This is a genomic window from Prosthecobacter sp. (genome assembly GCF_014879935.1).
Lineage (GTDB): Bacteria > Verrucomicrobiota > Verrucomicrobiia > Verrucomicrobiales > Verrucomicrobiaceae > Prosthecobacter.
This window is the reverse complement of record NZ_JACSRD010000194.1, coordinates 1-15080: the sequence shown is the minus strand read 5'-3', so window position 1 is coordinate 15080 and position 15080 is coordinate 1. Positions and strand designations below refer to the sequence as shown.

Below are 15080 nucleotides of genomic sequence, written 5' to 3'. Positions count from 1 at the left end.
GTTTTAGGCCCTATCATCACGGCCCTTCCTTCCCAAAGCCCTCATGAGCAAAAAAATCGTCCTCGCCTACTCCGGTGGTCTCGACACCTCCGTCCTCCTTTCCTGGATCAAAGACACCTATCAGGCTGAAGTCATCGCCTTCTGCGCCAACGTGGGTCAGGACGACGAACTGAAAGGCCTCAATGCCAAGGCCAAAAAGACCGGCGCGTCGAAAATCTACATCGATGACCTCCAGGAGGAATTCGCCCGTGATTTCATCTTCCCGATGATCCAGGCCGGAGCCATCTATGAAGGCCAATATTTCCTCGGCACCTCCATTGCCCGTCCGCTCATCGCCAAGCGCATGGTGGAGATCGCCAAGGCCGAAGGCGCCACCGCCATCGCCCACGGTGCCACCGGCAAGGGCAATGACCAGGTCCGCTTCGAGCTCACCGCCGCCGCTTTGGCCCCGGACATCGAAATCATCGCCCCCTGGCGTGACGAGCGCTTCCGCAACGACTTCCCCGGCCGCGCCGAGATGATCGCCTACTGCGAGGAAAAGAAGATCCCCGTCCAGGCCAGCGCGAAGAAGCCCTTCTCCATGGACCGCAACCTCCTGCACATCAGCTACGAGGCCGGCATCCTCGAAGACCCGTGGTTCGACGCCAGTGATCCCAAGTATAAAGACTATTTCAACGTCCTCTCCGTCTTCCCCGAAGCCGCACCTGACAAAGCGGAGACCGTCATCCTCGAGTTCGACAAGGGCAACTGCATCGCCGTGAACGGCAAGGTGCTCAGCCCGCTCGGCGTCATGAAGCTCCTCAACAAGCTCGGCGGCAAGCACGGCGTCGGCCGCGTGGACATGGTGGAGAACCGCTTCGTCGGCATGAAGAGCCGCGGCGTCTATGAAACCCCCGGCGGCAGCATCCTGCACTTCGCCCACCGCCAGATCGAGTCCATCACCATGGACCGCGAAGTCATGCACCTGCGTGACAGCCTCATCCCGAAGTATGCGCAGCTCGTGTACAACGGCTTCTGGTATGCGCCGGAGCGTCTCGCCCTCCAGGCCCTCGTCTCCGAGAGCCAGAAGAAGGTCAGCGGCACCGTCCGCGTGAAGCTCTACAAGGGCAACATCATCGCCGCCGGCCGCAAGAGCCCCTACAGCCTCTACAACCCACAGATCGCGACGATGGAGGCCGACCCCACGAAGGCCTACAACCAGGACGACGCCACCGGCTTCATCCGCCTCAACGGCCTGCGCCTGCGCACCGGAGCCATTCGCGACAAGAAGAAGTGACCCGCCACGGCGTCCACCATTCCTCTCACAAAGGCCGGAGCGCTGCACGCCTCCGGCCTTTTTTCACCACAGTGTGAAGCCCACGGAGCCGGCGCGTCGGATCTTGCCGCTGAACAGCAGCAGCAAGGTGCCCGCGCCGTAGCACAGGTTCGCCGCCCCCACCCAGATCGGAATGAACGACAGCGGGATCAGCGGCCCGCGGAGCGGCTGCAGGCCGGGAAACACCCGGTTGATGAAATAGAGGCCCGCCATCGAACCGCCGAGGAACACCACGGCCAGCAGCATCCGGCAGACCGGTTTTTCGCTCATGAAGCCATACATCGCCACGAGGCTCAGCGCATACCACCCCATCGCGCCCGCAAACCACGTGAAAACCTCATGAAACAGGAACAGCGTGATGACCACGGCCCCGAGGATCATGTGACCCCACATGACTTTTCGGGCGAAGTTGACTTCGTCGCGGTAAACAGCACCGCGGTAGCGTTGAACATCTAACATGTTGTGGATCAAGGAGCTGCGGCGGAAGCCTCATCCAGGTTGTCCTTGATGAGAACCCCGGCCGCGACGGGAAAGGCGAAACACCTAGCCCCTTTAGCAAGTTTGCGACCACAATCCAGGCAAATGTTACCGGAAATAAGCACGTTCTTCACCGCCCCGCCGCTCCAAACGGCGGCCGAGGACAATCCTCCAAAACTGTTGCCACTGATGACCACACCGTTGGCACCCTCCTCCACCAGCACACCCGTGCCTTCATCGATACCCATCGGCGTTTTCGCCTCCTTCGGCCGCTTGTCCTGGCCCGCACCAATGTAGGTGTTGCAGAAGTTGTTCGCGCTGATGGTGTTGCGCTCGGAATCCTTGCCCACCCGCACCGAAAACTTGTGCGCGATGGTGAAAGTATTCGCGCTCAGCGTGCAACCGCAGGCGTCGCGCAGGTCGATCCCGCCCTCCAGATGATGGGCAATCACGTTCGCGCTCAGCGTGATGCCGTAGCAGTCACGATCGAGGATGACCGCCGTTCCGTTGCACTCCTCGATCATGTTGCCGCTGAGCACCGACCCGTAGGTGTTCTCGATGATCACGCCGTTGCCCAGGTGATCGTCGATGTTGTTCCCGTTCATGCACAGGTTGAAGGAGTCCCCGCAGAACAGCGCGTCCTGGTTCTCTTCAAAGTGGTTCGCGTTCACCACGATGTCGTGACAGTTGATGATCTCGATGCCGCGCTTTTTGTTGTAGGTCAGGATGCAGTCGGCGATGCGCGGGTCTTCAAAGCAGTCCTTCATGTGGATGCCGTGGCCGCCGTTGTGGTCGATCGACACGCCTTCGAAGTAAATCTCCTGGATGCCTTCGGCGAAAATGCCGTCGCCGCTGTTTTCGCTCCCGCTGATGCGGAGATCTGCCATCTGGACCCGCCACAGGCGCGCTTTTGCGTCCTGGTCGAGGTTGGCAGGCCGCAGGGTCACGGCAGGCTCTCCCGCTTCGTTCTTGTTGATGATGTGCGTCGCCGCACCGCTGCCCACGATGCGTGTCTCGGCTGTCTTCACCCTCAGCGGCCCGGTGATCTCATAATTCCCCGGTGGTATCGTCACCACACCGCCGCTCTCGGGCACGGCATCCAGCGCCGCCTGCAGATCCGGGTATTTCCCAGCATCGATGGAGACGGGCACGGGACTCTGGGCATGAAGAGAAACAGCAAGGCACAGAAGGAACAGTTGGATTTTCATCGGCTGAACAAACGTGCCGTCTTTTGCCATTTCCTCGCAATTTCCATGCACGCAGCTGCCCGGCCAGAACCGATTTGGGGAGCAAACCCACGCAGCCCCGGTCGGACCACCCATCCGATGACCACCTGACACCCGCTCCCGCATGAAATCACTCATCACTCTCCTCACCTCCCTGGCACTTCCGGGTTTGACGCTAGCGCAGATCGCTCCGGACGTCCATCCCACCTACTTCGGCGCCCTGACGATCTACGTTGAAAACGACACCTTCAGCAACACCGATCAGGACTACACCAGCGGCGTCCGCGTGAGTTGGACCTCGCCCAGCCTCCGCCACTTTGCCGATGATTCCAGCGCCGGCGGCATCGCCAGTTTCTTCGATGACGCACCGCTGATGGGTGATTCCAGCTACGACCGCAATGTCGCCATCTCCATCGGCCAGAGCATCTTCACCCCCGTCGATGTGCGCAATCCCAACCTCGTCGTCAGCGAGCGCCCCTATGCCGCCTGGCTCTACGCCGGTCTCGGCCTCGTTTGGAAGAAGCCCCACGTTAAAAACACTCTCCTGTTCAACCTCGGCGTCGTTGGGCCATGGGCTCTCGGCGAACAGGCTCAACACGCCGTGCATGAGGCCCTCGGCCAGCGCTCCCCGGAAGGCTGGAATCATCAATTGCGCAACGAAGTCGGCATCAACATCGCCTATGAGCGCAAATGGCGTCTGCGTGACCGCTACGACCGCAACGGTGTGAACTGGGACTTCCTCCCCTACATCGGTGCCTCCCTCGGGAATGTTTACACCCATGCCAATCTCGGCGGCGAATTCCGCCTCGGCTGGAATCTGCCCGACGACTTCGGCACTGGCGCCATCAGCGACTCCGCCAACACACCCACGCCCCTCGAAGGTGTCGCCGCGCAGCCCTGGGCGAACCGCTTCGGCTGTCATCTGTTCCTCCGCGCCGAAGGCCGTGCTGTCCTTCGCAATATCTTCCTCGACGGCAACACTTTCCGTGAGAGCCATTCCGTGGATAAAAGACCCTTCGTCGCAGACCTCTCCGCCGGTTTCGCCATCAATTGGCGCAACTCCAAGCTCAGCTACGCCTACGTCTATCGCACCCTCGAATACGACGGCCAGTCCAACGAGCAGATCTTCGGCTCCATCACGCTCACCATCTTCTTCTGAATCTCGTCATCGGAGCATTCCTGCCCCGCACGGAGTGCCATTCAGAATCCTGCCTTCAGGTGGAAAAGCACACGCCTGACCCAGCCCGCTCATGAAGAGCGCCACGCAGCGTCAAGGCCATGCCCAACGTTCACAAATGACCGCGAACAACGCCTCGCATCGCCCATTCGCGCCATTTTGGCGAACATTCCGCCTGCAAAAGTGCCCGGCCTTCCCACGTTGCCCTCCCGCCATGATCCAACGTCTCACGCTCCTGTTCTCCTCCCTCCTCGCCCTCGCGACAGCCAGTGCGGAACCCAAAAAGCTCCTTGTCGTCACCGTCACCACCGGCTTCCGCCACTCCTCGATCGAAACGGCGGAGAAAGTCCTCGCCGAACTCGGGGAGAAGTCCGGTGCCTTCACTGTCGATTTCGTCCACCACCCCGAAGGCCAGCCCAAGAATCCTGGGAAGCCACCCGTCCGCACCGACAAGGACACCGATGAAACCTTCAAGGCCAAGACCGAGGCCTACAGCATCGCCAACGCCAGGTTCAACGAGGAAAACAAGGTCTGGGGCGACAAAATCAAGGCCTACATGGCCGACAAGATGGCCATCGACAAGATCAAGCACTACGACGGCTTCGTCTTCGCCAACACCACTGGCGACCTCCAGTTCCCGGACCGCGACGGTTTCATCAAGCTCATTGAAAATGGCAAGGCCTTCATCGCCATGCACTCCGGGTCCGACACTTACCACCCCTTCCGTGGCTACATTGACATGCTCGGCGGCGAATTTGAGACCCACAAGTCACAGGTCGAGATCCAGCCCGTCGTTCACAACCCCGCCCACGTCATCACCAAGGCCGTCCCGCAGGGCTGGAAAGTGTTCGACGAGATCTACATCATCAAAAGCTTCGACAAGACCAAGGTCCACGGCCTCCTCGGCCTGAACGCCCATCCAAACCTCGCGCAGTTGTCCGACGACGACAAAAAGAAGGAAGCCGCCACCGGCCGCAGCTACTACCCCGTTTCCTGGTGCAAAGAATTCGGTGCGGGCCGGGTGTACTACAACTCGCTTGGCCATCGCGAAGATGTGTGGGACCCCACCTGGAAGGAAGGCACCAAAGACCGCAAAAACAGCCCCGAAATCGCCCACACCTACCAGGAAATGATTCTCGCCGGCATCAAGTGGGCTCTGAAGCTCGAGGAAGCTGCTTCAACACCCGGCAACATCCCGTAAAACGGGCGGGGGAAAGCCGAAAGCGGACAACGTCACCCTTTGAGGTCCTGGACTGAACAAAGCCAGGACCTCGTCCGCGTTGAGACCATGGGCGAAGTGTGAAGCGCTAGACAGGCGCTCCATTCTTCGCCCTGCATTCTCATACTGAGGCCACATCCGGGCCAGCCATGAAAGGTGCCTGTGAAGACAGGGCCCTCCGGCGTGTCAAGGCCTCCCTGCGAGACCATGAGGAGCTTGCTGACGCAGTTCCTTGCCGAGTTTGGCGGCGGAACTCTGGAACTGGTCATTTACCACACGCATGCGACCGCACCGAGTCCTCAGACAGCTTGGATTTACAATCACCTGACTTGTGACGCTATGAAAGTTATAGAACATCCTATCAGGGACAAGAAAACAAGCCGTTATGAGCCTCATTTTCGCGAAACAACGTCTGCCGCGCCCAGGTTGGGGCCTGTGGCTGGTCGCGATTGGCTGCTGGGTGGCCTCCTTGGCTAGGGCGCAGGAACTGCGGCTGGACATTCGCCCAACGTTTCAGGACGAGGGGCTGAGGTTGAACGAAAAGCTCGAGCAAGCCCGTGCGATGCGGGTGACTCGGCTGGATTTCCTGCTCTCCGGCCTGGCTTTGAAGAAGAAGGACGGCACGTGGGTGGAGTCGCGGGACTGGTTTGCTTACGTGAGCGCTGGGGCCGGGTCGATGATCGCCAAAGGCACCGGAACGCCCACAGGTGAGTACACCGGCCTGCGCTTCCGCATCGGCGTGGATGAGGTGACGAACAAATCGGACCCGCATCGCCACGCGCCGGATCACGCCCTGAATCCGCAGGTGAACGGGCTGCACTGGGGATGGATGGGCGGCTACATCTTTCTGGCGCTGGAGGGCCGCTTCCCGAGGGCGACGGGCGGGGACGATGGCTTCTCCTACCACGTGGCGAATCCGCCGCAGTTGATGACAGTTGAGCTGCCGGTCGAGTTTCAGGGCGGGCGGCCGCTGACGATCTCGCTGGACCTGGATCTGTCGCGCGTGCTGGCGGGCGTCGATTTCGCGAAGGACGGCACCTCCACGCACTCCCGCGAGGGCGATCCGCTGGCGGCGAAGCTCAAGACGAACATCGAGCGCTCGTTCCGCGTGGGCAGCGTGGCCTACGATGTGTATCAGACGCCCGAGTTTGCTGAGAAACCAGCGGCGCTGCCCGCAGGCACGCATCCGCTGACGCCGGCGATCACGCAGCGCTTCCCGCAGGTGAAGCTGCCGGCGGACAATCCGCTGACGGAGGAAGGCGTGGCGCTGGGACGGCAGCTTTTTCAAGACACACGGCTCTCGGTGAACGGCACGCAGTCCTGCGCCTCCTGCCACGCGCAGGGTCACGCCTTTGCCGATGAACGCCGTTTCAGCCTCGGCGCGCAGCAGCAAGTCGGCAGGCGCAACGCGATGCCGCTGTTCAACCTGGCCTGGCATCCCGGCTTCTTCTGGGACGGACGGGCGGCGACGCTGCGTGAGCAGGTGCTGATGCCGATCCAGGACAAGAACGAGATGAACGAGACGCTGCCGAACGTCATCGCGAAGCTCAACGCCGCACCGGAGTACGAGACGGCCTTCGCCAGAGCCTTCGGCACGCCCGGGATCACGACGGACCGCCTCGCGAAGGCGCTGGAGCAATTCCTGCTGACCTTCATCTCCCAGGAGTCACGTTTTGACCAGGCAGCGCGGAAGGCGGCCGAGCTGACGGAGAGCGAAAAACGCGGCCTGCAGCTCTTTGTGACCGAATTTGACCCGCAACGCGGCCTGCGTGGCGCGGACTGCTTTCACTGCCATGGCGGCACGCTGTTCACCAGCCAGCCTTTCGCCAACAATGGCCTGGATCTGGCCGACGACGACCTCGGCCGCATGGCGGTGACGCAGAACGAGGCGGATCGTGGCAAATTCAAGACGCCGAGCCTGCGCAACATCGCCCGCACCGCGCCCTACATGCACGACGGCCGCTTCGCCACGCTGGAGCAAGTCGTGGAGCACTACAGCAACGGCGTTCGTCGCTCGCCCACGCTCGATCCGAATCTCGCCAAGCATCCTGAAACCGGCATTCAGCTCAACGCGCAGGAAAAGACCGACCTGGTCGCCTTCCTGAAAACGCTGACCGATGAAACCTTCACCGGCGCTGATTCCGCGAGCCCCGCAAGATGAAGCGCTGGTTGATTCTCACCCTGCTCATCGGCACCGCCGCGCGTGCGGACAGCCCGATGACGCACGAGCAAAGCGATGCCCTGGCCGCCGAGGCCGCACGCCTGGCCCCGGCCTCCACCACGGTGGTGCAGCCGCTGCCACCCGTGCCGCCTTCGCTGCGGTCGGTGCTGGGTTCATGGAGCGAGCTCATCGCATGGACGCCGCACATCCCGGTCACCTGTGCCCAGCTTCCCGATGGACGCCTGCTGACCTTTGCCTCCAGCGAGCGGACCACCTTCCCCGTGGGCACCTTCACCTACGCAGCCACGTGGGACTACCGCACCGGCGAGTTCGTGGAGATCAACAACCCGCGGCATGACATGTTCTGCGGCGGTGTTTCGCTGCTGCCGGACGGCCGTCTGCTTGTCAATGGCGGCAACAACACCATCCGCGATTGCAGCGTGTTTGACTGGCGCACCAATCAATGGGCCTCAGCGCCTGACATGAATGATGCCCGATGGTACAACACCAGCGTGGCCCTGCCGGATGGCACCGTCTTCACCGCCTCAGGCTCCGGCGGCAGCGATACAGCGGAGCATTGGCGAGAGGGCTACGGCTGGACGCGCTACCCGGACATCAACTGGGCCCTGGCGCACAACGAAGCGAACTTTGAATCGATCTGGCATCCGCTGCTGCACGTGGCCCCGGACGGCCGGATCGCCCACACGGGCCCCACACGCACCATGCACTGGGTGAATCCTGCTGGAGAAGGCGAGTTCATCAGCACCAGCGCCAGTGTGGCCGGCTCTTACTACCCCAAAGACGGCGCCGTGGTAATGTTCAATGAAGGGAAGATCCTCCACGCCGCAGGCCGCACGCACAATGGCGGCGCCTCGCGACTGGCCTACGTGATCGATGTGAATGGCAGCACACCTGTCGCCACGCAAACCGGCAGCCTGGAGTTTGCGCGCACCTTTGCCAACGGCGTCATCCTTCCCAATGGCGAGGTGATGGCGGTCGGCGGCAACACCTCGCAGGAGAAGTTTGTCGATACGGGCAGCGTCCTCACACCGGAGATCTGGAATCCCACCACGGGCATGTGGCGCAAGGCTGCCGGCATGCAGGTGCCGCGCAATTATCACTCGCTCGCCGTGCTGCTGCCTGACGGCCGTGTCTGGTCCGGCGGCGGCGGTTTGAGCGGCACCATCACCGATCATCAGGACGCGCAGATCCACACGCCGGCCGCACTGTATAAATCTGACGGCACCCTGGCCACGCGACCGGAGATCACCGAGGCACCTGCCGCCATCGGGCCGGCGATGACCTTCGCCGTGCGGGCCACGGCGGGCGTCCGGCGCTTCACCTTCATCAAACTGGCCTCCCTCACCCACAGCGTGGGCAGCGATCTGCGTTTCCTTGAGCTTCCCTTCACCGAGCACGCGCCCGGTGCCTACGCGGTGCAGTCACGCGCCAATCTGAACGTGATGACGCCCGGCTACTGGATGCTCTTCGCCATCGCCGCCAACGGGCCGTATTCCGTCTCCAAAACAATCCGCGTGGACGCGTCGCTCACGCATTCCATCAGCCATCCGCCCGATCAGGTCACCACCATCGGCGACACGGTCTCGCTGGCCATCCACGCCGAGGGCCACAGCCCAACCTCACGCGTCTTCAGCGCCACAGGACTGCCCGCAGGCCTCGCCATCGATCCGCACAGCGGCCTCATTACCGGCACAGCCAGCGCCACCGGGTTCCACGACGTCACGGTCACTGTCGATGACGGCGTGATTGCGCCGGCGTCGGCCTCGTTTCGATGGAACGTCCACTCGGATCTCAAAGTGGCCGCGTTGTCTCACCCGCCCGTGCCGTCCGGCACCGCATTCGAGCTCAGTGCGACGACCACGGGCAGCGCAAATCCCGAGTTTCAGTGGGACTTTGGTGATGGCAGCCCGGCCACTGGCTTCAGCAGCAATGCGACAATCACCAAGACTTACGTCACGCCCGGCCGCCACATCGTCACGCTGACCGTTCGCGATGACACGGGCTCGCGAGTCGTCACCAGCTACCGTCAGGCCGTGCATGCGCCGCTCACACCGAAACCACCGGCCGTTTCCAGCAGCATCGCTTATCAAACACGCGGCACCGGCAACCCGCGGCTCTGGGTGGTGAATCCGGATCAGGACAGCGTGGCGGTCTTCGATGCGGTCACGCGTGGGCGTGTGACAGTGATCGCCACCGGGCGGGGTCCACGCAGCGTCGCCATCGCGCCCGACGGCCAGGCCTGGATCGCCAACAGCGAAGGCAACAACTTTTCCATCATCGGCACGAACCTCGCCGTCGCCCGGACGATTCCCCTGCCACGAGGATCGCGGCCTTTCGCGGTCGTTTTCGATCCTGCCGGCCAGCACGCCTATGTCTCGCTGCAGGACAGTGGCATGGTGCTGAAGATCAACCCGGCGGCGCCCACCCAAATCGTCGCGACAGCCACCGTCGGCCGCGATGTACGTCATTTGTCCCTCACTGCGGACGGAACGCGGCTGTTTGCGACACGGTTCATCACTCCGCCGCTCCCTGGTGAAAGCACCGCGCATGTCATCACTGAACAAAACGGCGAGAAGTTCGGCGGCGAAGTGCTGGCGATCAACACGGCGGACATGAGCGTCTTCAAAACGATCATCCTGGGGCACAACAACGACGAGGACAGCTCCATCACCAGTCGTGGCATTCCGAACTACCTCGGTCCGGCCGTGATCAGCCCGGACGGCGGCAACGCATGGATTCCTTCGAAGCAGGACAACCTCCAGCGCGGCCTGCTGCGCGACGGAAGGCCCCTGATGCACGACAGCGCGGTGCGCAGCATCGTTTCACGCATCGATTTGAACGTGCAGGCGGAAGATCACGCCGCACGCATCGACTTCAACGACGCAGGCATCGCCAGCACCGCCGCCTACGATCCCACTGGCATGTACCTCTTCACCGCGCTCGAAGGCAGCCGTGAGATCGCCGTGGTGGATGCCTGGGGAAAGCGTCAGCTGCTGCGCTTCACCACCGGACGTGCGCCGCAGGGCGTCGTGACCTCACCGGACGGCCGCACGCTCTACGTGCAGAACTTCATGGATCGCAACGTCACCGTGCATGATGTCGGTGCGATCATGGATGGCGCTGAGCGGGCTCCCCGGCTGATCGCCACGCTGAACTGCCTCGTGCGTGAGAAACTGCCGGCCACGGTTTTGAAGGGCAAGCAGTTGTTTCACGACGCCCGCGACCAACGACTGGCGCTTCAGCAGTACATCAGTTGCGCCTCCTGCCACAATGACGGTGACCAGGACGGCCGCGTGTGGGATTTCACCGGCTTTGGCGAGGGCCTGCGCAACAACATCTCCCTCAAAGGCCATGCCACGCACGGTCCTGCCCACTGGACCGGCAACTTCGACGAAATTCAGGACTTCGAGGGCCAGATCCGCGGCTTTGCAGGCGGACTGGGCTTGATGAGCGACACGGACTTTCATGCTGGCACACGCGATCAACCTCTTGGCGATCTCAAAGCTGGCATAAGCGCCGATCTGGACGCGCTGGCGGCCTATGTGGGCTCATTGAGGACCGTTGGAGGCAGTCCGCATCGCAACAGCAACGGATCTTTGACCGCCGATGCCGTCGCCGGACAGCAGATCTTCCGCGAGAAGAACTGCGCCGCCTGCCATGGCGGCTCACGTTTCACCAACAGCGCGTTGAACGTGTTCCGCGACATCGGCACGATCAAACCAGCCACCGGCAGGCGCTTGAACGGCCCCATCACCGGACTCGACGTGCCGACTTTGCGCGGACTGTGGAGCACCGCGCCGTATTTGCATGATGGCTCGGCGGCGACTCTCGCGGATGCGGTTCGCGCCCACCAGGGAATGTCCATGACAGACGACCAGATCGTCAAAGTCGTGGCTTTTTTGTCGCAAATTGACGACGCAATCCTGACGGCACCCTCACCTTTGAATGTGATCATCGCCACCATCGGTGACACGGTGAACGCCCCCTTCCCGGTGACCGGTGTTTTGAGCGAACGGGCCAATGGCTTCACCGCCTCCGACATCCGCATCACTGGCGGCAGCGTCAGCGGTTTCAGCCTCTCCGGCACTACGTTCAGCTTCACCGTCACACCGCAGGCGGCCAGTCTTCGTCTGGATATTCCGGCGAATGCGATGATCGACAGCACAGGATTGGGCAACCTCGCCTCGAATGTGCTGCACCTCACGAACACGGGCGACACCACGCCGCCATCGATCCAGCTCGAAACCACGAGCGATCCGGTGAGCGGGGCGTTTGAAGTGACCTTGCGAGCAAGTGAGGACGTCACCGGGCTCGAGTCTGACGACATCATCGTCAGCAACGGCATCGTCTCGAACCTCAATGGCGATGGATCGGTCCACACCCTCACGATCACGCCCGATACGGATGGAGAAGTGACCGTTTCACTGCCAGCGGGGGCCGTTTCCGATGCCGCAGGCAATCCCAACACCGCTTCCAACGTGCTGCGCGTGAACTTTGCGGCCATCGCTGATCCCCCTCCGACGGTGACGCTCACCTTCGCCTCCGGCATCAACAACGGAACGGTCGTCTTGAACGCCCAATTCACTGAAGAGGTCAGCGGACTCAGCGAGGACGACTTCAACATCACCAACGGCACCGTCATCGGCCTAAGCGGCAGCGGATCGCTCTGGCTGGCGACGATTCAAACCGCAGGCACGGGTGATTTGGTCGTGCATTTGCCAGCAGATGCCGCGCAGGACAGCGCAACGCAGGGAAACCGCGTCTCGAACGTGCTGAAACTCGCGAATGTCACTGCCGCGAACTTTGCAGCGAAGATCAATTTCCAAAACGTGGGAGCGCCGCTGCCTGCGGGCTTCATCACGGACACCGGAGCGCTGCTGGGGCCGCAAAACGGCCTCGAATACGGGTGGAACGTGTCTCAATCAGCAACCGCTCGTGATCGCAGCCTGATCAGCGACCAACGCCAGGACACGCTCATCCGCCTGAGCGCTGCCGCGCGATGGGAGATCGCCGTCCCGAATGGTGAATACGATGTCGTGGTCGGCATCGGCGACGCGGCGATGGCGAGCACGAACTCGCTCCGGGTCGAAGACACGACGGCGTGGAGCGCCTTCACGCTCGCCGCTGGCCGATTCGACGTGAAAACGCTGCGCGTCACGGTGATGGACGACCGGCTCACGCTCGATCACACCGGAGCGGCGGATGGCGCGACGGCTTTGAACTTCATCGAGATCACGAAAGCCAACGCGAGTCCGTCTGTTGGCCGCGACGGCCTGACCGCCGATTATTTCGCCGGTCGAAATTTTGAGCAGCTTCGCGTCAGTCGCATCGACCGCTGCATTGATTTCGCATGGAATGCCGCCGCGCCGGATGCGCGTGTTCCGTCTGACGATTTCAGCGTGCGCTGGCAGGGCTGCCTCATTCCCCGCTTCAGCGAGCGTCACACGCTGAGCATCATCAACTCTGGTGGCGTGCGTCTCTGGCTGGATGACAGGCTTATCATCAACCAGTGGGCCGATCATGGCGAACAAAGCCACAGCGTGGAGATCGACCTCCACGCAGGCACGGCCACACGGCTGCGGATGGAATTCTTCCACAGCGCTGGTGACGCCACGGCGCGATTGCTGTGGAGCAGCGACAACCAGCCGCTGGAGGTGGTGCCTTCAGAATGCCTGCGCATCAACGACAGCGGCCTGCCAGCGCCTGTTTATCCAGCCACCTTCACCGAATGGCTGCAAAGCAGCCGCAGCAACGGTGCTGACGGCATTTCGACCGCCACCACGAACGCCGATGGCGATGATCTGCCCGATCTGCTGGAGTATGCGCTCGGCGGCAGCGCCGGCAGCGGCATCAGCACGGGCGAATGGATGCATTTCGACACGCAGGATGGCCACATCAGCGCCAGCATCGTGCGCCCGCGAAGCATCAGCGACTTGCGCTGGACGCTGGAGAGCAGCACCGACCTCCGCACGTGGACGCCGCTGATCATCGCACCTGTAGTGATCGACAACGGCGGCGACACGCAGCCCCTGCGCTGGAGCAATCTGGACACGCTGCCGGGACAGAACCTCGCGGGAGGCATGGTGCGATTGACGGTACAGTTGCTCCCCGCAGGCGAGGTCGCTGCGTCAGCACCGTTCGCGTGGCAGCGCATCGTCACGCAAAGCGGCACGCAAACCGTCGGCATCAATGTCGTGAATCCCCCGGTGTTCGCCGGCAGGGCGCATTCATCGGCTGGCAGCTCGGTTTACCTGACGGACGCCTGCTATCTGCCCGGTGTGGCCGATCCTGATGCCCGTTACTACTTGGAAATCCGTGGCGGTGCCCATGCCGGACATCATTTTGACCTCGCTCACATCGGTGATCGTGCCTTGGTCATCGACACCGAATCGGCGAACAACACTTTGCCGGAAGTCCCGGCGGACATCGCAGGCGCCAGCATCGCCATCCACCGGCACATCACGCTCGGGCAGGTGTTCGACAAGAGAGTGCTCACTGGCAGCAACAGCGCGGCCCAGGCGGATCAGGTGCTTTTCCTCGAAGCCACGGGCTTCCGCACCTTCTGGCTGCTGAAATCCGGTTCACGGATGCAATGGCTTGCCGCAGGCGATGCCACGCTGGCTGACGCTGGCAGGGTGGTGATCCCGCCAGGCACAGGAGTCATGCTGAAGTCCAACAACGGTGCTCAGAAAAGCCTTTTGATCACCGGACAGGTGCGCACAACGCCATTCACCACCCTCGCGACACCGGGTTACAGCCTTTTCGCGAATCCGTGGCCCATGGACACCTCGCCAGCGGCCCTGAACATGACCGCCTCCGTTTTCGCGGCCACCACCAACCCTGCCACGGCGGACACCTTCCAGCTTTGGAAGGGCGATTCCCAAGCCGGGGCTGGCGGTTACAACGGCTATTGGTTCTTCGGACGTGCGAATCGCGCCGCGATCTGGGTTTCCTCGGGGGATGCGACCTTGGTTTCGAAGAATCAGGACGTCCTCTTCAAGGCGGGCCGCAGCGCGTTTCTCGTCCGCCGTGGGGCCACTTCCAGCATGTGGCAGATTCCAGCGCCATGAGCCGGATGCGCTCAACGCCTGGCGGCTTCGGGACCGAGTGGCTACCCCGCAAGGACTCGAACCTTGAACGAGAGAATCAAAATCTCCTGTGTTACCATTACACCACGGGGTAGTCGGTGAGGGGCGGATAGTAGAACCTCCTTCGCACTGTGCAAGGCCAGCGTTGGACGCGGATGAATTTCAGAAAGGCCGCAAACCACGGCAAAATGACAAAATTTCGGCCCTCCCACAGCCCGCCCCAGCCTTTTCACCGCTTTTTCTAAGGCTTTTGGCATGCGCTCGGCCAAAAAGGCCGCAGCCCTTGATTTTCCAAGGCTGCAGCCTTCACCAAAAGGCCGTGAAGCGTTGAAATTATGGAAATGTAAAATCTGTCTCTTATACACATCTGACGCTGCCGACGACGGAGAGAGTGTA

Annotated in this window: 7 protein-coding genes and 1 tRNA gene; 5 read left to right on the top strand and 3 right to left on the bottom strand. The window is 62.1% G+C overall.

Going from position 1 to position 15080, the window contains the following annotated elements; translation table 11 throughout:
- The first annotated feature begins 43 nt into the window (after positions 1-43).
- On the top strand, positions 44-1276 hold the full coding sequence (locus IAE77_RS21290; protein WP_294231144.1) for an argininosuccinate synthase: 1233 nt from the start codon (positions 44-46) through the stop codon (positions 1274-1276).
- A gap of 63 nt (positions 1277-1339) precedes the next feature.
- Here the strand turns inward: IAE77_RS21290 and IAE77_RS21285 are convergent, their stop codons facing one another.
- Positions 1340-1774 (bottom strand): hypothetical protein, encoded by a 435-nt coding sequence (locus IAE77_RS21285; protein ID WP_294231142.1) that lies wholly within the window; start codon positions 1772-1774, stop codon positions 1340-1342.
- Positions 1775-1782: 8 nt separating this feature from the next.
- A complete protein-coding gene (locus tag IAE77_RS21280) occupies positions 1783-2943 on the bottom strand; it encodes a right-handed parallel beta-helix repeat-containing protein (protein ID WP_294231140.1) in 1161 nt (386 codons plus the stop codon).
- A 199-nt stretch (positions 2944-3142) separates the two neighbouring features.
- Between IAE77_RS21280 and IAE77_RS21275 the strand changes: the two genes are divergently transcribed.
- The 4 genes from IAE77_RS21275 (at position 3143) to IAE77_RS21260 (ending at position 14666) form a co-directional block, all read left to right on the top strand.
- A complete protein-coding gene (locus IAE77_RS21275) occupies positions 3143-4177 on the top strand; it encodes a lipid A deacylase LpxR family protein (RefSeq protein ID WP_294231138.1) in 1035 nt (344 codons plus the stop codon).
- A 232-nt stretch (positions 4178-4409) separates the two neighbouring features.
- The gene (locus IAE77_RS21270; protein ID WP_294231136.1) at positions 4410-5396 is read left to right on the top strand and encodes a ThuA domain-containing protein; all 987 of its coding nucleotides are present in this window, start codon (positions 4410-4412) and stop codon (positions 5394-5396) included.
- A 403-nt stretch (positions 5397-5799) separates the two neighbouring features.
- The gene (locus tag IAE77_RS21265; RefSeq protein WP_294231135.1) at positions 5800-7575 is read left to right on the top strand and encodes an MbnP family protein; all 1776 of its coding nucleotides are present in this window, start codon (positions 5800-5802) and stop codon (positions 7573-7575) included.
- Entirely contained in the window at positions 7572-14666 is a 7095-nt protein-coding gene (locus IAE77_RS21260) for an Ig-like domain-containing protein (RefSeq protein ID WP_294231132.1), read from the top strand. Before IAE77_RS21265 ends, IAE77_RS21260 begins: the two co-directional genes overlap by 4 nt.
- A 38-nt stretch (positions 14667-14704) precedes the next feature.
- On the opposite strand, the gene IAE77_RS21255 is transcribed toward IAE77_RS21260, so the two are convergent.
- Positions 14705-14778, bottom strand: a tRNA-Gln gene (locus IAE77_RS21255).
- Positions 14779-15080 lie beyond the last annotated feature (302 nt).

Bases quoted from the DNA above. Each gene is read 5' to 3' on its own strand.
- IAE77_RS21290 (WP_294231144.1), top strand. From the start codon at position 44: ATGAGCAAAAAAATCGTCCTCGCCTACTCCGGTGGTCTCGACACCTCC.
- IAE77_RS21285 (WP_294231142.1), bottom strand. From the start codon at position 1,774: ATGTTAGATGTTCAACGCTACCGCGGTGCTGTTTACCGCGACGAAGTC.
- IAE77_RS21275 (WP_294231138.1), top strand. From the start codon at position 3,143: ATGAAATCACTCATCACTCTCCTCACCTCCCTGGCACTTCCGGGTTTG.
- IAE77_RS21270 (WP_294231136.1), top strand. From the start codon at position 4,410: ATGATCCAACGTCTCACGCTCCTGTTCTCCTCCCTCCTCGCCCTCGCG.
- IAE77_RS21265 (WP_294231135.1), top strand. From the start codon at position 5,800: ATGAGCCTCATTTTCGCGAAACAACGTCTGCCGCGCCCAGGTTGGGGC.
- IAE77_RS21260 (WP_294231132.1), top strand. From the start codon at position 7,572: ATGAAGCGCTGGTTGATTCTCACCCTGCTCATCGGCACCGCCGCGCGT.